Raw genomic sequence first — 19,677 nt, 5'->3', positions numbered from 1 at the left:
GGCTTTCAGACGGCCTCATGATGAAAGGCCGTCTGAAAGCATGAGCGGTGAACAGATTACCACTGATAGCCTACGCCGGCAGTGGCACCGTAGTTGCCGCGCGAATTGCCGGTGGCCGAACCTTTGATGACCCAGTTACCGTTGTCGGAAATGCTGGAATAACCCAAAGCATAGCCGCTTTCGCCGCGGTAGGCGCTGCCAGCTATGGCAACCATGCTCTTACCCGGCAGGTACGCTTGCGGCAGGCCTGCCACCGCCATAGCGGCAGCGGCGCCCGCGTTAGCACGTTTCTCGACGCTGTCGATGCGCTGGTTAAGCTGGTTACCCATGTTTACCGTATAGTTGGCTACGTTGTTGATGGCTTCGTTGGTGTAGTGCAGCTGGCTGCCATTAACCGCATCGGTCGAGGTAGGCGATACCACACCTGCGGCAACATTTTGCACTTGGCGGGTTTGTCCTTCCGTACCCACGCTTACCACGCCCACAACATCGTTTACCCCGGCAACATTGGCATCATTCGCTCCGGCGAAAGTGTAATGACCGCCTTCAGCTGTGGTATGCACCGCGGCTGCCGAAGATTGGTTACCCAAAATCACCGAATTATCCATGGTTTGCGTCACGCTGTTGCCCAATACAAAAGTATTGTCGGTCGACAGGGTATTGTTGTTGCCCACAGAGTAAGAATTATCGCCGTCGATAATCGAAGGGTCGCCAATCGCACCGGAGTTTTTACCGCGAACAATATTGCCCGTACCGATGGAAATGGTGTTGTCTGCCAATGCCTGCGCTCCGCTGCCGATAGCCACGGCATTTTTTCCTGTCGCACGGGTGCGCTGAGCCACGCTGTTGCCGTCTGAACCGGTAGTGGTGTAGGTGTTACCCATGGCAACCGCGCCTTCGCCTTCTGCTTCCGACTGATAGCCGATGGCGGTAGCATAAGCACCTGATGCGCTGGAGTCTTCGGTATTATGGCCCTGCACCACCGGCTGCACTGTTCCATCGTTGGTATGGAAGAACTTGATACCCTGTTCGTTCATCTTACCGATGGCTTGAATCACGTCGTTGGTAACATAAGTGTTCTGCCCTTCCACGTTGTAGGTCGTCAGCGTGTATTGGTTACCGCCCTTATCGGTCGATACCGCTACGGTTTGGTTGTTTTCGGTCGTGGTGGTTGTCGTTCCGTCCGCATTGGTTACAGTCGTCACAACCGTGCCCGCAGGCGTGGCGGTGCCGTCGGCATTCTGCGTCGCCGGCGCTTGGACTGACTTAATCTCATCGCCATTGCCGCCCAATACACGGTACACCTGATACAGCTGGCTGCCGTTTACTGCTTCTTTGCTGGTGGCGGAAATCTCACCGTCGGCTACGTTGGCGATGACTTTTTTGCCTGCGTCAATACCGGTCGTACCGACTTTGACGTCACCTGCTTTGAGGCCGTCTGAAGTCAGTGCCACGTCGTTGCCGGCTTTCACTCCGCTGTTGTCCAGTACGGTAGTACCGGCTTTGACTTGGCCGTTGACGGTCACGTTGTTGAATTCAACGTCGTCTTTCGTCTCGAACGTGAAGGTTTTGCCGTCGCGTTTGACGTTCAGGTTTTTGCCTGCGGCAAATTCAACGGTGTCGCCGGCTTTGACCAACTCTTCAGCGGCATTGTCGCCCGCGGCTTTGTTGCCGCCCGACTTGGCTTTCCAGCCGATGCTGTTGACGGCGTTGGCGATGTCGCCCGCAGTCGCGAGTTTGGCTTCGTTGCCGTTGGCCGGTACGTCGATGCGGCCGTCACCGTCGGTATCGGCCAACTGAGTGGTGTTGGCTTTCAGTTTGCCGTCTGTACCTTTGGTGATGGTGGTGCCGTCAACGTTTACCGACAGGTCGAAGACGGGGGCTTTGGTCTTCGGATCTGTGTCCGGTGTAACGGTAACCGATTTGTCGGTAGATTTGACTTTGCTCGTGGCCGCCGCTTTCGCCGCTTCCAGCTGGCTGACGTTCACCGCGTCTTTGGCAGCCTTACCGTCGGCTACGTTGGCGATGGTTTTGCTGCCCGCGTCAATACCGTCTTTGCCGACTTTGACGTTACCTGCTTTGAGGCCGTCTGAAGTCAGTGCCACGTCGTTACCGGCTTTCACTCCGCTGTTGTCCAGTACGGTAGTACCGGCTTTCACTTCGCCGTCCGCACCCAGGTTGATTTTTTCGGCCAACTTGAGGGTCAGCGTGTCATTACCGTCGGCAACAACGGCGATGTTGTTGTCGGTCAGGTTGCCGGTTGCGCCGCCTTTGAGGTTGACGGTCGTACCCAGTCGGCGCGTTACGTTGCCACCTTGGTCACCTGCGAAAGTCAGCGGGCTGAACGCCTGCGCCGCGGTTTGGTTGATCGCGTCGTTGACGTTGCTGACGGTTTGGCCGTCAACGGTCAATGCGGTATCGGTCAGGGTGTTGCTGCCGACGGTAAGGCCGTCTGAAGTCAGTTTGACTTTGTCACCTTGGCCGACTTTGATACCGTCTTTGTTCAATACGGTATCGCCTGCGGTAACACTGTCGAGGTTCACATCGCGTTTCATCGCCACGGTATAGGTCGTGCTGCCGTCCGGATTGGTGGTGTCCGGTGTGACTTTGACATTCTCGCCTTCCACCACTTTGGTCGTGGCCGCTGCTTTGGCTTTCTCCAGCTGGCTGACGTTCACCGCGTCTTTGGCATTCTGACCGTCGGCTACGTTGGCGATGGTTTTGCCGTCCGCATCAATGCCGTCTTTGCCGACTTTGACGTTGCCCGCTTTGAGGCCGTCTGAAGTCAGTGCCACGTCGTTACCGGCTTTCACTTGGCCGTTGACGGTAACGTCGTTAAATACAACGTCGTCTTTCGTCTCGAACGTGAAGGTTTTGCCGTCGCGTTTGACGTTCAGGTTTTTGCCTGCGGCAAATTCAACGGTGTCGCCGGCTTTGACCAACTCTTCAGCGGCATTGTCGCCCGCGGCTTTGTTGCCGCCCGACTTGGCTTTCCAGCCGATGCTGTTGACGGCGTTGGCGATGTCGCCCGCAGTCGCGAGTTTGGCTTCGTCGCCGTTGGCCGGTACGTCCACTTTGCCGTCACCGTTGCCATCGGCCAACTTAACGGTGTTGGCTTTCAGTTTGCCGTCACCGTCTTTGGTGATGGTCGTACCGTCGACGTTCACCGACAGATCAAAGACGGTCGCCTGGTCTTGATCTTTGCGGTCGGTGATGTTGACCGATTTGTCGGTGGACTCGACTTTGCTCGTGGCCGCCGCTTTGGCTGCTTCCAGCTGGCCGAAGTTCACCGCGTCTTTGGCATCCGCACCGTCGGCAACGTTCTTAATAACGGTGTCGCCGGCATTGATGCCGTTGGCGTCAATGCTCACCGGACCGGCTTTGAGGCCGTCTGAATTCAGCACGTTGTTGCCGGCTTTGATTTCGCCGTTCGCACCCAGGTTGATTTTTTCTGCCAACTTGATGTTCAACGTGTCGTTGCCGTCGGCAACAACGGCGATGTTGTTGTCGGTCAGGTTGCCGGTCGCGCCGCCTTTGAGGTTGACGGTCGTACCCAGTCTGCGCGTTACGTTATTGCCGCTATCACCCGCGAAAGTCAGCGGGCTGAACGCCTGCGCCGCGGTTTGGTTGATCGCGTCGTTGACGTTGCTGACGGTTTGGCCGTCAACGGTCAATGCGGTATCGGTCAGGGTGTTGCTGCCGACGGTAAGGCCGTCTGAAGTCAGTTTGACTTTGTCACCTTGGCCGACTTTGACACCGTCTTTGTTCACTACGGTATCGCCTGCGGTAACGCTGTCAACATCCAGAGCACGCTTCAGCTTCACGGTGTAGGTTTTGCTTTCATCCCCGTTGTCCGAAGGCGTCACTTCGATGTTCTCACCCGCTTCGACTTTGGTCGTGGCCGCCGCTTTGGCTTTCTCCAGCTGGCTGACGTTCACCGCGTCTTTGGCATTCTGACCGTCGGCTACGTTGGCAATGACTTTTTTGCCTGCGTCAATGCCGTCTTTGCCCACTTTGACGTCACCTGCTTTGAGGCCGTCTGAAGTCAGTGCCACGTCGTTACCGGCTTTCACTCCGCTGTTGTCCAGTACGGTGTCGCCCGCTTTAACCTGACCGCCGACGGTTACGTTGTTAAACTCAACGTCGTCTTTCGTCTCGAACGTGAAGGTTTTGCCGTCGCGTTTGACGTTCAGGTTTTTGCCTGCGGCAAATTCAACGGTGTCGCCGGCTTTGACCAACTCTTCGGCGGCATTGTCGCCCGCGGCTTTGTTGCCGCCCGACTTGGCTTTCCAGCCGATACTGTTGACGGCGTTGGCGATGTCGCCCGCAGTCGCGAGTTTGGCTTCGTCGCCGTTGGCCGGTACGTCCACTTTGCCGTCACCGTTGCCATCGGCCAACTTAACGGTGTTGGCTTTCAGTTTGCCGTCACCGTCTTTGGTGATGGTCGTACCGTCGACGTTCACCGACAGATCAAAGACGGTCGCCTGGTCTTGATCTTTGCGGTCGGTGATGTTGACCGATTTGTCGGTGGACTCGACTTTGCTCGTGGCCGCCGCTTTGGCTGCTTCCAGCTGGCCGAAGTTCACCGCGTCTTTGGCATCCGCACCGTCGGCAACGTTCTTAATAACGGTGTCGCCGGCATTGATGCCGTTGGCGTCAATGCTCACCGGACCGGCTTTGAGGCCGTCTGAATTCAGCACGTTGTTGCCGGCTTTGATTTCGCCGTTCGCACCCAGGTTGATTTTTTCTGCCAACTTGATGTTCAACGTGTCGTTGCCGTCGGCAACAACGGCGATGTTGTTGTCGGTCAGGTTGCCGGTCGCGCCGCCTTTGAGGTTGACGGTCGTACCCAGTCTGCGCGTTACGTTATTGCCGCTATCACCCGCGAAAGTCAGCGGGCTGAACGCCTGCGCCGCGGTTTGGTTGATCGCGTCGTTGACGTTGCTGACGGTTTGGCCGTCAACGGTCAATGCGGTATCGGTCAGGGTGTTGCTGCCGACGGTAAGGCCGTCTGAAGTCAGTTTGACTTTGTCACCTTGGCCGACTTTGACACCGTCTTTGTTCACTACGGTATCGCCTGCGGTAACGCTGTCAACATCCAGAGCACGCTTCAGCTTCACGGTGTAGGTTTTGCTTTCATCCCCGTTGTCCGAAGGCGTCACTTCGATGTTCTCACCCGCTTCGACTTTGGTCGTGGCCGCCGCTTTGGCTTTCTCCAGCTGGCTGACGTTCACCGCGTCTTTGGCATTCTGACCGTCGGCTACGTTGGCAATGACTTTTTTGCCTGCGTCAATGCCGTCTTTGCCCACTTTGACGTCACCTGCTTTGAGGCCGTCTGAAGTCAGTGCCACGTCGTTACCGGCTTTCACTCCGCTGTTGTCCAGTACGGTGTCGCCCGCTTTAACCTGACCGCCGACGGTTACGTTGTTAAACTCAACGTCGTCTTTCGTCTCGAACGTGAAGGTTTTGCCGTCGCGTTTGACGTTCAGGTTTTTGCCTGCGGCAAATTCAACGGTGTCGCCGGCTTTGACCAACTCTTCGGCGGCATTGTCGCCCGCGGCTTTGTTGCCGCCCGACTTGGCTTTCCAGCCGATACTGTTGACGGCGTTGGCGATGTCGCCCGCAGTCGCGAGTTTGGCTTCGTCGCCGTTGGCCGGTACGTCCACTTTGCCGTCACCGTTGCCATCGGCCAACTTAACGGTGTTGGCTTTCAGTTTGCCGTCACCGTCTTTGGTGATGGTCGTACCGTCGACGTTCACCGACAGATCAAAGACGGTCGCCTGGTCTTGATCTTTGCGGTCGGTGATGTTGACCGATTTGTCGGTGGACTCGACTTTGCTCGTGGCCGCCGCTTTGGCTGCTTCCAGCTGGCCGAAGTTCACCGCGTCTTTGGCATCCGCACCGTCGGCAACGTTCTTAATAACGGTGTCGCCGGCATTGATGCCGTTGGCGTCAATGCTCACCGGACCGGCTTTGAGGCCGTCTGAATTCAGCACGTTGTTGCCGGCTTTGATTTCGCCGTTCGCACCCAGGTTGATTTTTTCTGCCAACTTGATGTTCAACGTGTCGTTGCCGTCGGCAACAACGGCGATGTTGTTGTCGGTCAGGTTGCCGGTCGCGCCGCCTTTGAGGTTGACGGTCGTACCCAGTCTGCGCGTTACGTTATTGCCGCTATCACCCGCGAAAGTCAGCGGGCTGAACGCCTGCGCCGCGGTTTGGTTGATCGCGTCGTTGACGTTGCTGACGGTTTGGCCGTCAACGGTCAATGCGGTATCGGTCAGGGTGTTGTTGCCGACTTTGAGGCCGTCTGAAGTCAGTTTGACTTTGTCGCCTTGGCCGACTTTGACACCGTCTTTGGTCAGGGCGGTGTCGCCGTTTTTAACGCCTGCCGTATTGACGGTCGTAGCACCCGCTTTGACGCTGTCAACGTTGATGTTGTCGGCCAGGTCGAACGTGACCGCATTGTCGCCGGCTGCTTTGCTGACGACGATGTTGTTATCGGCGCTGTTCAAATCAACGGTTCCGCCTGCGGCAACCTTACTGCCGTTTGCACCTTCTGCCGTCAGGTTCCAACCGGCATTGGCGGTGTCAGAAACGGCTTTCAACTGGTCTTCGGTCGCGGCGCGGCCGGAGGCGATGCTTGCCGGATTCCATGCGGTGTTGCTCAGTCCGGTCACGGTACCGGCGGTGCCGTCAACGGTCACAGGGTTGGCTTTGCCGATGGTGACGCTGTCGGCCAGTTTGAGCTGTACGCCGCCGGCAACGGTTTCGCTGCTGATGTTGCTGTCGCCTTTGATGTTGACGGTATCGCCCAAAGCGTAATTGCGGCTGCCTGTCGTACCGCCGATATTGATGCCTTTGGCGATATTAGCGGCGTTGTTGCCAATGTCGGTTTTATTGGCCGCAATGTCGGCTGTGTTTTGTGCAACGTTTTGGTTGGTGGTGGTCAATTGGCCGAAATTCACCGCGTCGTCAGCCTTCTGGCCGTCGGCTACGTTGCTGATACGTTCTCCGCCTGCATCCAAGCCTTCGGCGGTCAGCTTACCGGCAAAGGTCGGGGCGTCGGCCAATTCGATTTTGACCAACCCATTGGTTACCGTGGTGCGGACATTGCTGCCGGAAGCGGCAGCCCCGTCGGCCAGGCCGCCTTTGATTTGCAGGTGCGAACCCAATACTTGATCGCTTCCGCCGGACACGATGGTGCTGCTGCCGTTATTGGCATTGCCGCTTACGGTCAGGGGTTGCTGCAACGCGGTATTCAGGTTTTTCAGGGCATCGGCCACATTGTTGACCGGAGCCATGGTGCCGCCGTTGGCGTATTTAATGGTGTATTCCGGCTTCTTCAATGTGCCGTCGTTGCCCACAGCCGCGCCGCCGCCCAAAGCGGTTGCCAGTTGGCCCAGCTGGGTTACATTCACCGCATCGGTGGCTTTGGTACCGGCGGCTACGTTGGTAACGCGGGTCGGTACGGCGGTTTGCGGATCGGTGGCATTGAGTGCGCTAATCAAAACATCGGTACCGGCGTAAGCCTCGGTGGCAATTTTGCCGTCCGGGCCGATGATGGTACGGCCGCCTGCATCTTTCTTCACTTTCTTAAAGCTGACATCGCCGTTGCTATCCACTTCACGCAACAATTGGTCGCCCGCTTCGTTGACATAAGAGAAAGGCGAATTGGCTTCGACGACGGCCAAGCTGGTGATGCCGATATTGTTAATTGCATCTTGCAGCTGACCGACATTCACCGCATCATTCGCATCGGTACCATCCCCCACGTTGGTGATGGTTTGCCCACCCGCATCCAAGCCCTTCGCGGTCAGCTTGCCGCTGAACACAGGCGCATCGGCCAGTTTGACGGTAATGGTGTCGGTACCGTTGCTCTCGGTAACGATGTTGTTGGCAGATGCCGTGCCGGTGTGGTTGCCGCCTTTGATTTTGACGGTCGAACCCAGCGTGCGCGGACTGTCTGCGCCTTTGTCGGCGGCAAAAGTCAACGGTTTGTCGAGGCGGTTGCTCAAATTGGTCAACGCGCCTTGAATAGAATTGGAGGTTTGCGCCTGCGCACCGCTGCCTGTGGTGTAGGTCGGTGTGGTCACACTGCCGTTATTCGGATCGACTTGGAAACCCAAAGCATCAGCCAAGGTGTTCAGTTGCAACACATTGACCGCATCATTTGCCTTCTTACCGGCAGCCACATTACCGATGGTTTGGTTGTTGGCATCCAGGCCGCCGGCCGTAATGTAGGTTTTGCCGCCCACACTGACGCCGCCATTGCCCAACACAACTTGGTTGGCGCCGCTGCCTGCCGTGACGCTGCCCACATTCAAATCGTCATTCAGCTTGATGTTGATTTGGCTGCCCGTCGCTTCGGTGGTGATGTTGCTGTCGCCTTTTACCGCCACGGTCGAACCCAACAGTTGTTCGGTGGTACTACTGCCTTTGTCACCTGTGAACGTGAGGCCGTCTGAATCGACTTTGGTTTTCGCATCAACACCTTTTTTGATGTTCTCTTTGGTGTCATCGGCCAGATCGATGGCGTAGTTAGTCGTTACCGCCTGAGTGGTATTGTCGGTGTTCGGCGTTTCAGTTTTTTTCAGCGCGCTGCCCACCGATACCGTAGTCTTGTCTGCGCTGACGGTATAGGTAGTGTGGTTGCCGTTGACATTATCCTGAACGTGGGTATTGCTGCCCGCAACAACGCTGCTGGTTTTTTCGGTTCGCTGAGCCGCTTCGTTAACGGCTTTGGCGACTTCTTCCGCGGTGGCGAAACGGTCGCCCGCCGCCGCAGCGGTGACGTTGCCTGCCGCATCGGTATTCAATGCGGATTTGTTCACGGAATAGCTGATGCCGTTTGCACCATTGGAAACGGTTGTGCCGGTGCCATTGACAAAATTAACGGTTTGGCCGTCTGAAACTTTTTGCACGTTACCGTTGACGGCGACATTGAAGCTCTGCATTGCAGTATCGGCTCTGCCCAAACTGTCTTTAGCAGTTTGGCTCAAATCAACGGCATAATCAGTCACGTTGCCACCTTTGTCCGCATCTGTAACCGTAACATAGCTGGTGTCCGCGCTGGACGCAGTCGTGCCTTTGGCGTTGACGGTGTAAGTCGTCGCGCCTGTTGCCTGGTCTGGCACCGCATTTACCGATGCAATGTTGGTACCGGCTACTACAGTCTCTTTGACCGCTGCGATGGCTTCGTGAATCGTGTCTTTACCTGTTCCGCCGATGTCGCTGAACGTGATTTCGCCTGTCGTCGGATTCAGCGCGGCATTGTCGCCGAATTCGGTTTTGACCGATTTTGCCAGCGTACTCAATACATTGTTGGTTGCAAAAAGCTGGCTGCCGTTGATGGCATCGGTAGAATCGTCAGAAATCTTACCCGGTGCCACATTGATAATTTGGCGTTCTTTGCCTTGCGCGCCGACGCTGACGATACCCGAAGCGGTTCCGGCAAATGTGCCGTAGGTGATGTCGCCTACTGTGGCTTTAGTAACTTTGCTGGCTTGGCCTGCTTGGTCTGTAGGGGTTGTGGCCGAGCTTTCGTTGCTGTCATGACCCAAAATCACATTATTGGCGGCTGTGGCGGTAATGTTGTTGCCGAGCACCACAGTGTTGTTACCGCTGACTTTATTGCTCTTACCTATGGCAGTCGAATTCTCAGCAGCTTCAGTCGAATAACCGATAGCAATCGCATAATTACCTTTTGCTTTGGTACTGTTCGGCAGATTCTGCGCCGCACCGATGGCGATGGAAGACGTGCCTGATGCTTCAGCGGCATAACCTTGAGCAATGGCATAGTTGCCCTTTGCTTTTGCGCTGGCACCAATTGCCGTCGCTATCGATCCGGTTGCCTGAGTGCGCGAACCGACGGCTACCGCGCTGCTGCTGCTTGCCAATGCACGTCCGCCGACAGCCACCGTATTGTCAGCAGTCACCTTACCACCCGGCAGTTGAGCATCTGCAGCAGCAGTAATCGAGTTTGCATACGCACCGAACATGACGTTCTGCGTACCGTGGATACCTTGACCTGCAGCTGTACCGATAGCACTGTTGTTGTTCGTTGTCGTCGCATCTTTCAAAGCACCATCACCGATGGCGACGTTACTGCCGTTGCCGGTGCTGGTCGCATTGTTCATGGCATTGCGGCCGACGGCAACGTCGAATGTTCCTTTAGCCTGCGCATTATGACCAATGGCCACAGTGCTTGACTCACTTGCAAGCGCGCTGACACCGACTGCAGTAGCGGCAACACCCGAAGCAATCGTTTTTGCACCCAATGCGGTCGCACTGTCTGCGCTTGCTGTGGCTTTATAACCGTATGCATTTGACTGAAGGTTGCTCGCCACCGATTCACCACCCGTAGCCACACTTTGAACACCCGAAGCATCAGCCTTATAACCTACTGCAACAGTATAAGTATTGCCTGACTTCGAGATATCACCTATTGCAACGGCACTACTACCGGATGCAGCAGCCCCTTTACCGACAGCAACCGCACCCGTAGTCGATGCAGCAGCTGCGTGGCCGACGGCCGTCGACAGCCAACCTGATGCGTTTGCCGTGTTACCCAACGCAGACGCACCCTCTGCAGAGGCTGTTGTCCCACGTCCCAATGCAATCGAACCCGTACCGCCACTGGCTACCGCACCGGAACCCAATGCCGTTGCCTCCATAGAAAGTGCTTGTGCATTCTTACCGATTGCAGTCGCGCCTCTGCCATCTAGTTGACCTTCGCCACTTGCTTTCGCTGTTGCACCGTCACCAATCGCAATGGTGTTTTCATCCTCGGCTTTTGCAGCGTGACCCAAAGCCAAGGCGTTTTGAGCGGTGGCTGCAACCCCGTTATTACCGAATGCCAAAGAGTTCTTATCGCTCGCTTGTGCATTGGTACCGATGGCGTAGCTGCTGTGGCCGCTTGCATTCGCCCCATGCCCCATCGCATACGCACCTTCGTCGCTGGCTGTGGCATTCGTGCCTATCGCTACGGTATTTTTATTTTTGGCCGTTGCCGATTCGCCGATAGCAGTAGCGCCGACTACTGAAGCGGTAGCACCTCTACCCAACGCAACGGTTGAATTGGCAGACGCACTGGCAGACAGACCGCCGGCGAACGCGCCTTCGCCCCCTGCTGTGGCTGAGTGGCCGACAGCAGTCGCGCTGATACCTGTGGCAGCCGTATCGACACCTGCGGCCAAAGCGTTGGTACCTGTCGCACCTGTATTATCATAGTTGGTGCCTTGAGTACCGCCGTCGTTCACGCTGTAATAATGTGTATCGGCAGCCTGAAGCTGGGCGGCTACGGCGTAAAGCTGGCTGCCGTTAACGGCATCAGTGGAATCGGCCGTTAAGGCACCCGGGGCAACGTGTTTGATTTGGCGTTCATTACCGGCCGAACCGACCGATACTTGGTCGCCTGCCAACACATTTGCACCACCTTGAAAGTCGTTGTAGGTAACGCCGTTAATATCGGCAGTATTGACGATTGTGGCATCAGCATCAGTCGTCGAACCCGCGCCCAAGGCTATGGCATTCGCTTTTTTGGATTCCGCTCCCTTACCGATGGCAACGGCATTTTCAGCTGCCGTACCGCCACCGTTGGCTTGAATATAAGCATTTTGCGCAGTAATACCTGCCTGATGCGCGGCAGCCAATTGAGCCTTGGTAGCATTCTCTATTCTTTTGTCTCTGACATTTTGATCGACATATTCTTTATACCCTGTCAGATAAGCTTTTTTTACCTCATTACCGTCCAAACTGCCTGCCATGGCATCCGTACCCAGCGCGACAGCACCGTTGTCCACTGCCCGCGCATAAACACCGGATGCAACGGAACCCTCACCTGCTGCAATCGCACTGACCCCGAAAGCAGCCGCACCCAAACCTGCCGCATTTGTGCGTGTACCGAAAGCAGTAGATAAATCTCCGGAAGCAACAGACTGGACACCGACTGCAACTGCCGCACCACCGGATGCAGTAGAATTGAAATATCCCAGTGGATTATCCTGAGAACCTTTCTCAATGACATCCCCCCCCGATAATCTAGTATAAGTACTTGAAATGGAAGCGGGATCGTCGTTATCAACAATTGCATTCAAATCATCCCCGCCAATCGCAACAGATGAATCGCCGCTCGCTGTCGTATTGGCACCCAAAGACACCGATTGGCTACCCGTAGCCAAAGCCCTGTCACCAAGAGCTGCCGAGCCGGCATTACCTTTTGCATTGGTACCGATAATCACAGAATGGATCACATTAGTATTATCTAATTTTTTTGCACTATTTCCACTTTCCCTACCAATGAGAATATTATTCGACCCTTCGCTGGTATCGAAAATAGCCGCAGCAGCCTCCCCACTCGCGAACATACCCAATGCCAATACCGAAAGCATCAGGGCTTTACGGGAGCGCGTCGTTACCGGCGCATCCGCGGTCACGGTGCCTGAAGACGACTTGCCATGCGCCGTGGCGATTTCGGCGACGGCGGTGTAGGTTTGCGTAGTTTCGTTATAAACCACTCGGTACGTTTTATTCATAATGTGCTCGCTTTTCCAATTTCGATTTTCAAAGTTGTTTTAAAGGCAATGCAAAAAATTCTGTGCAACCTTGCTATGTAAACTGACGTAAATTGTCACTTTTAAACAAATTACGTAAGTATATTTCCCTGCTTTTTGATAGTTTTCAGACGGCATCAAATGTTCAATCATCTTGATTTCATACCGCTTATTCTATTTTTGTCATAACTTTGCCGATAAGGCAGACACTACAAACCAAACCGACATTTGATTAACATGCAATTTCCATGCCAAATCCATCACGACAAATTCATATTTTTATTTATATGATTATGAATGATTTTTAAACATCAATCCGAATATCATCTTATATTTTTAGTTCCCTCTCTAAAAATAATATTTTTTCTTTTTAAAACATCATGATATTGATAAACATAACAAAAGGCCGTCTGAAAAATTTTATTTCCTAATAAATGAAAATAAAATTTTTTCGGACTGCCTGATAAAACCCTGCCGCGAACGGTAGTTTTTTTGCAAAAATGATTTCTTATTGCCGTTATTGGATTTGTCAATAACTGTATGGCATGAATTACCAGGTTCGGTGGTCATTCGTTACCTACGCGAATGGATTCCGTCTGTTTCTTTGTTCTATTAAGGAGGTGCTTGTACGGTTACGCCGCTTGTGGTGGCTAACCGTACCTACTGCCTACTTCCGTATAAACAGTAGCTCGACGGCAGAAGCGGGCGGGATTTGAAGGCCGTCTGAAAAATTACGGGCGGGTTGTATGATTGGATGTGCCGTATGTTGGGAGACGCTCGTACGGTTACGCCGCTTATGGCGGCTAACCGTACCTACTTCCTTTGCTTCATTGATAAAACCATGCCGTCTGAAAACCGTTTTCCCAATATTTTTCAGACGGCATGGTTTTTGATGTGCGGTGTGCAGCAAGTGCACACTCTACGATTGTCTCCAATCCGTCATTAGCTGCGTGGGCGCACTACTGCTCGGAATAAATTTTGATTAAATATCATAATGTTATCAGTTTTATATTTCAGTTCGGTAGGGTGGGTACTCGTTGCCCACGCAAATGCATTCCGTATGTTTCTTTGCTTTATTGATAAAACCATGTCGTCTGAAAACCGTTTTCGCGATATTTTTCAGACGGCATGGTTTTTAATGTGCGGTGTGCAGCAAGTGCATACCCTACGATTGTCTCCAATCCGTCATTAGCTGCGTGGGCACACTACTGCCCGGAATAAATTTTGATTAAATATCATGATGTTAGAGGTTTATATTTCAGTAAAAAATGAAATTTTGAAACATCAAATAGTTAGTGAACATTGGATTCAGCAAACTGCTTCGATTCCGACAGTAAATTTTGAAGTTCCTGCAATCTGTCCCTTCCCCTGCGCTTAGCGCGGGGGAAGGTCAGGATGGGGGTGGTACTTCGCAGAAGTACATTTTGCCTGAGTTTCGGCAGATTTTAATGTTTCTGCGAAACATCACCCCCTCCCCAACCCTCCCCGCGCTAAGCGCAGGAGAGGGGGCAGATTACGGCAGCCCAAACACTGCTGATTTTGAGTCAGACAGAAGCTGAAAATGCTGAAAATATCAGCCTTTCAGATTTTCAGACGGCCTTGTCAAATGGTTTGTCGGTTTCGACTGCTTGGAAATCGGCGAAAAAAATCCTCTCCATCCGGTTAGGGAATCGAGAGGATTTCAGGAACGGGGGAAAGCTTCCTTTTTCAGGCATTACATGGCATGGGCGCAGCCGGATACCATTTTTTTCAAGGCTTGGGAATCTAAAATTTTGATGTGTTTGTGGTCGACTTCTATCAGACCTTCGTGGTGGAATTTCGACAGCGTGCGGCTGACGGTTTCCAGCTTCAAGCCTAAATAGCTGCCGATTTCTTCGCGCGACATGCGGAGAATAAAATCGTTGGCGGCAAAGCCGCGTGAATACAGGCGGTTGGAGAGGTTGAGCAGGAATGCGGCCAGCCGCTCTTCTGCGCGCATATTGCCCAAAAGCAGCATTACGCCTTGATCGCGCACGATTTCGCGGCTCATCAGGCGGAAAAAGTGGGTTTGCAGGCTGGGAATGTTTTGCCCCAATTCTTCCATGTGGGCAAACGGCAGCTCGCACACTTCGCTGTCTTCCAAGGCCACGGCATCGCAGCTGTGGATATGCGAACAGATGCCGTCCATGCCGATCAGTTCGCCCGACATGAAAAATCCGGTTACTTGGTCGCGACCGTCTTGGCTGGCTACGGTGGTTTTGAAGAAGCCGGCTCGAATCGCAAACAAAGATGTAAACGGTTCGCCGGCACGGAACAGATACTCGCCTTTTTTCAGACGGCGGCTTTGGCGGATAACGGCATCCAATTGGGAAAATTCATTCGGCATCAGCCCGACGGGCAAGCAGAGTTCGCGCAGGGAACACGTCGAACACAATGTTTTCATTTGATGGGTAGAATTGTGTGTGGCCATAAAACAAACACCTTTTTTATCGAAACTGCTTTGCCTGACTGAGTTTCTCTTGACTCATGTCAAGACGGGTTTATCATGATGTGGCATTCTAGCAAATTAAATTGGATTTTACTAATCCGTTAATCTATATATAATTATACCGCTGCCATCATGAAAATCATTCCTATAAAAAACAATGACCTGCCCGAATTCGACCGAGAACTGATCGCCAAATTGCCCGCCAGCGGCCCGCGTTATACGTCTTACCCCACCGCCGACCGCTTCCACAACGGTTTTGGCGAAGCCGAATACACCCATGCCCTGCACCTGCGCAGCATGGGCGCGCTCAACAAGCCTTTGTCGCTCTATATCCATATCCCCTTCTGCAACACCATCTGCTATTACTGCGGCTGCAACAAAATCATTACCAAAGACAAAACCCGTGCCGATGCTTATATCGAGTATCTCGAACGTGAAATGGAACTGCTCGCGCCGCATTTGAACGGCCGGCATCAGTTGGCTCAGCTCCATTTCGGCGGCGGTACGCCGACTTTTTTGAGCGACGACCAGCTCGAACGCGTCTTCGAGATGATACGCAGGCATTTTCAGTTGATGCCCAACGGCGAATATTCCATCGAAATCGACCCGCGCAAAGTCAGCCGCGAGACAGTACACCACTTGGGCAAACTCGGTTTCAACCGCATGAGCGTGGGCATTCAGGATTTCGACCCGAAAGTGCAGGAAGCGGTCAACCGCATCCAGAGCTTTGAGGAAACCAAAGAAGTGATTGACGCGGCGCGCGAAACCGGTTTCAAATCGGTGAGCGTGGATTTGATTTACGGCCTGCCGCATCAGTCGGTGGAAAGCATCAAAACCACCATCGACACCGTGTTAAGTCTCGACCCCGACCGTTTGGCTCTTTACCACTACGCGCATCTGCCGCACATTTTCAAACCGCAACGCCGCATCGATACCGATGCCGTACCCGGCAGCGAGGAAAAACTCGATATGCTGCAATACTGTGTGCAGACGCTGACCGGCCGCGGCTATGTGTTCATCGGCATGGATCACTTCGCCAAACCCGACGACGAGCTTTCCGTCGCCCTTAAAGAAGGCTGGCTGCAACGCAATTTCCAAGGCTATTCGACTTATGCCGACTGCGATTTGGTGGCGATCGGCGTATCGAGCATCGGCAAAATCGGCAGCACCTATGTGCAAAACGAACGCGACATCGAGGCTTATTATGCCGCCATCGACGAAGGCCGCCTGCCGGTCATGCGCGGCTACCAGCTCAACCAAGACGACCTTTTGCGCCGCAACATCATTCAGGATTTGATGTGCCGCTTCTCATTGGATTTCCAGATTTACGAAAGCGTGTTCGGCATACCGTTCCACCAGTATTTTGCCGACGAACTGGCCGACCTGCAGAATCTGGCCGAACTCGGCCTGCTGCGCCTGAAGCCGCACGGCCTGACCGTAACGCCGAAAGGCCGCTTCCTCATCCGCAATATTGCGATGGTGTTCGACTACCATTTGCGCCACAAGGAAACCACGGCGAAATACTCGCAAACCGTGTAAACCCTCACACAAAGGCCGTCTGAAAATTCAGACGGCCTTTGCGTATCTCATTGACTTCACAAGTATAAAGTCCTAACATTACAAAAAAATGACACACTCTCTCCATCATGCAGCAGCCCGACTTCTTCACCATTCCCAGCCCCTGTATCGGCGTTTGCGAAGCCAATGCCAAAGGCTATTGCAAGGGCTGCCTGCGCAGCCGCGAAGAGCGGCTTTACTGGCAGCAGATGAGCGACGACCAGAAACACCAGGTCATGCGCTTGCTGAGTATGCGCAAAAACAAAATCCGCAACCGCAAACTCGATTTGCTCGCCCCTGCCGATTTATACCCTGCCGAACAAACCGTTTTTGATTTCTGAATACAGTCAGGCCGTCTGAAATATTTTCAGACGGCCTGGTTTTTACGGTTGGCAGGCTTACACAATCAACCCCACGAATCCCGCCACCAACGACATAATCACGTTCACCATCGGGCCGATTACCGCCCATAACACCCCCGTCATCAGCAGAATCAGGATGACCCAAGTGCCGTAAGGCTCAATCTTGCGGTATTGCATCGACTGTTTCGCGGGCAGGAAACTGTCGACAAAGCGCCCTCCGTCCAAAGGCGGCACGGGCAGCATGTTCAACACAAACAAGACCGCATTGATGGAAATGCCGTATTGCGCCATTTTCGACATCGGATACTGATAAGATTCAGGCGCATACACCGCCGCCACCGCAGCCAGTCCCCACCCGAACGCCATCACCAGGTTCGACAACGGCCCGGCAACCGCTACCGTACGCATCCCCAAGCGGGTATTGCGGAAATTGCGCGGAACCACCGGCACGGGTTTCGCCCAGCCGAACATAAATCCGGTGGTGAAAAACAACACCGCCGGCACGATGACCGTACCGATCAAATCGATATGCGCCAAAGGATTCAGCGTCAGCCTGCCCATCTGCTCGGCGGTATGGTCGCCCCAATAACGCGCCGCATAGCCATGCGCCGCTTCATGCACCGTAATCGCCAGCAACACCGGCAGCACCGCCAGTAAAAATACACCCAAATCAAAATTCTGAGACATGGTTTTCGCTCCGTGGAAACGCGTTTCCTTACAAACGTTTTCCTGAATAAAGGCCGTCTGAAAATGCCGCACCGACTGCGCGGCAAAACCGTTAAACAACCGGCAATATAACAGATTTTGCAGATATGGGCATACGCCGCCGCTTCAAGACAGTGCAAATGCGGCAAGGCCGTCTGAAAAAATAAATATTTTTCAGACGGCCTTTACCGACACAGTTTACCCGCCAACCTGCAAGCCGTTTTTTTCCGCCAACAACGTCAGGAAACGCTGTCTGTCCTGCCCGTCAAACGCGTCCAGACGCAGCGGAATCAAGCATTCCTCCCACCCCTGCCGCCCGAGGCTTGCGCCGGCATGATGGCTGAAGTAAACACTTTCCGGCAAAACGTCCAGATACAGGATTTCCTTACCGCCTTTTTCTTCTGTGCGGAGCGTGCGGATGCCGTCCCAAGCGAACAATGCTTCCCGCGCCGAACCGTCGTGCCGCTCTCCCTCCTGATGAACCAGCCTGCAAAAACGGTTTTTCGACGGCCAATCCACTGCAGCGGCAGACACCACCAGCACCTGTTCCGTTATACCTGCCAAAACGCTGTTTTCGGCATAAATCTGACGCGATTTCCAGAAAATATCCATGCAGCGCATGAAAGCCGCTATCGTTGCCATCTGCAAAATCACAGCCGACACTACCGACCAATCCGAATTTGCACCCAACCACAACAAGCCCGACGCAGCCGCAGCCAACCCCCACCGCAGCGCAATCGCGGCAAACCTGCTCCGCAACCGCCGCGCCTGTTCCGCCGACAACAAAATTTCTTCGCCGCAAAACTCAAACCACGTTTCGCCATACTGCGGCACAGGATTCAGCGTAAACGAATGTTGCGCGCCCGTTTCGTCATAATCGACGAAAATCTCCACCCGCAGCCCGACCTTGAAAACATAAGGAATCGAGCCGATATGCCGACGCTCAAACACAAATTCCCTGTCTCCGCTGACCGCCAGCCCCCGATTTCCGTCCCATTGCGTTACTTCGCCGACCAAGCGGCGCGTGATGGGTTCGATATAGCCCAAATCCGTTCCCCTTTCCCGATAACGGCAACCCTACCGTTCCGAATCGGTACGAACCGCCCATCGGCCGTACCAATCCGAAACATTTACGCCGAAATTTGAAAGGCCGTCTAAAACCGCAAATCTTTTCAGACGGCCTGTTGAGTCAATTTTTTACAACCCGAACAATCCCTTATCGCCCTTGCCCTCGCGGATCAGCTCCGTGCCGTCGGTCATGTCGATGACGGTGGTCGGTTCCGTGCCGCACCAGCCGCCGTCAATCACCAAATCAACGCTGTGTTCCAAGCGGTCGCGGATTTCGTAGGGGTCGGTCAGCGGCTCGTCGTCTTCGGGCAGCATTAAAGTGCAGCTTAACAAAGGTTCACCCAATTCCTGCAGCAAGGCCAAGGCGATTTTGTTGTCGGGCACGCGCAGGCCGATGGTTTTGCGTTTCGGGTGCATGGTACGGTTGGGCACTTCTTTGGTCGCTTCCAAAATAAAGGTGTAGCTGCCCGGCGTGGCGGCTTTGAGTTGGCGGAACTGGCTGTTGTCCACTTTGGCGTAAGTGCCCAATTCGCTCAAATCGCCGCACATCAGGGTCAGGTGGTGTTTCTGGTCGATTTTGCGGATTTGCAGGATTTTCTCCATCGCGTTTTTATCGCCGAGTTGGCAGCCGAGCGCATAGCAGGAATCGGTGGGGTAAACAATCACGCCGCCGTTGCGCACAATGTCAGCCGCCTGCTTAATCAGCCGCTCTTGCGGATTGTCGGGGTGGATAGCGAAAAACTGCGCCATGTTCGTGTCCTTTTTATCGAGTCGTTTTTGTCCGGCGCATATTGTAAAACTTATTGATTGAAAAGACAAAAGGCCGTCTGAAAATAAAGTGTTTTCAGACGGCACGGCCTTATCAACGAAACAAAGAAACAGGCGGAATCAATCCGTGTGGGCAACAAGTTCCCACCCTACACGGGTCAGCTGACGATTGTAGGATATGAACTTGCTGCACACCGCA

Annotated in this window: 7 protein-coding genes; 2 read left to right on the top strand and 5 right to left on the bottom strand. The window is 53.9% G+C overall.

Features of this window, described 5'->3' with window-relative positions:
• Positions 1–56: 56 nt before the first annotated feature.
• Together ACM67E_RS02495 and fnr are read right to left on the bottom strand one after the other, a co-directional pair.
• Positions 57–12,533, bottom strand: a complete 12,477-nt coding sequence (locus ACM67E_RS02495) for a YadA-like family protein (RefSeq protein WP_416192058.1) — start codon at positions 12,531–12,533, stop codon at positions 57–59.
• Between the two features lie 1,732 nt (positions 12,534–14,265).
• On the bottom strand, positions 14,266–15,000 hold the full coding sequence (fnr, locus tag ACM67E_RS02490; RefSeq protein WP_416192057.1) for a fumarate/nitrate reduction transcriptional regulator Fnr: 735 nt from the start codon (positions 14,998–15,000) through the stop codon (positions 14,266–14,268).
• Positions 15,001–15,150: 150 nt separating this feature from the next.
• Here fnr and hemN point away from each other — a divergent pair, with 150 nt between their 5' ends.
• Both hemN and ACM67E_RS02480 read left to right on the top strand, forming a co-directional pair.
• Positions 15,151–16,557: an oxygen-independent coproporphyrinogen III oxidase gene (gene hemN / locus ACM67E_RS02485; RefSeq protein WP_416192056.1), complete on the top strand. Its 1,407-nt coding sequence runs from the start codon at positions 15,151–15,153 to the stop codon at positions 16,555–16,557.
• A gap of 107 nt (positions 16,558–16,664) precedes the next feature.
• Entirely contained in the window at positions 16,665–16,916 is a 252-nt protein-coding gene (locus ACM67E_RS02480) for a DUF1289 domain-containing protein (protein ID WP_416192055.1), read from the top strand.
• Between the two features lie 57 nt (positions 16,917–16,973).
• Here the strand turns inward: ACM67E_RS02480 and ACM67E_RS02475 are convergent, their stop codons facing one another.
• From ACM67E_RS02475 to ACM67E_RS02465, 3 genes are all read right to left on the bottom strand, one after another.
• Positions 16,974–17,624 (bottom strand): site-2 protease family protein, encoded by a 651-nt coding sequence (locus ACM67E_RS02475; protein ID WP_416192054.1) that lies wholly within the window; start codon positions 17,622–17,624, stop codon positions 16,974–16,976.
• A 216-nt stretch (positions 17,625–17,840) separates the two neighbouring features.
• Entirely contained in the window at positions 17,841–18,689 is an 849-nt protein-coding gene (locus ACM67E_RS02470) for a hypothetical protein (RefSeq protein ID WP_416192053.1), read from the bottom strand.
• 150 nt (positions 18,690–18,839) lie between these two features.
• Positions 18,840–19,460, bottom strand: a complete 621-nt coding sequence (locus ACM67E_RS02465) for an L-threonylcarbamoyladenylate synthase (protein WP_416192052.1) — start codon at positions 19,458–19,460, stop codon at positions 18,840–18,842.
• Positions 19,461–19,677: the final 217 nt, after the last annotated feature.

Origin of the sequence: Neisseria sp. CCUG12390 (assembly GCF_047837985.1) — a bacterium.
Classification (GTDB): domain Bacteria; phylum Pseudomonadota; class Gammaproteobacteria; order Burkholderiales; family Neisseriaceae; genus Neisseria.
Note: the sequence above shows the minus strand (reverse complement) of the source record. Positions and strands in the feature narration are given on the sequence as shown.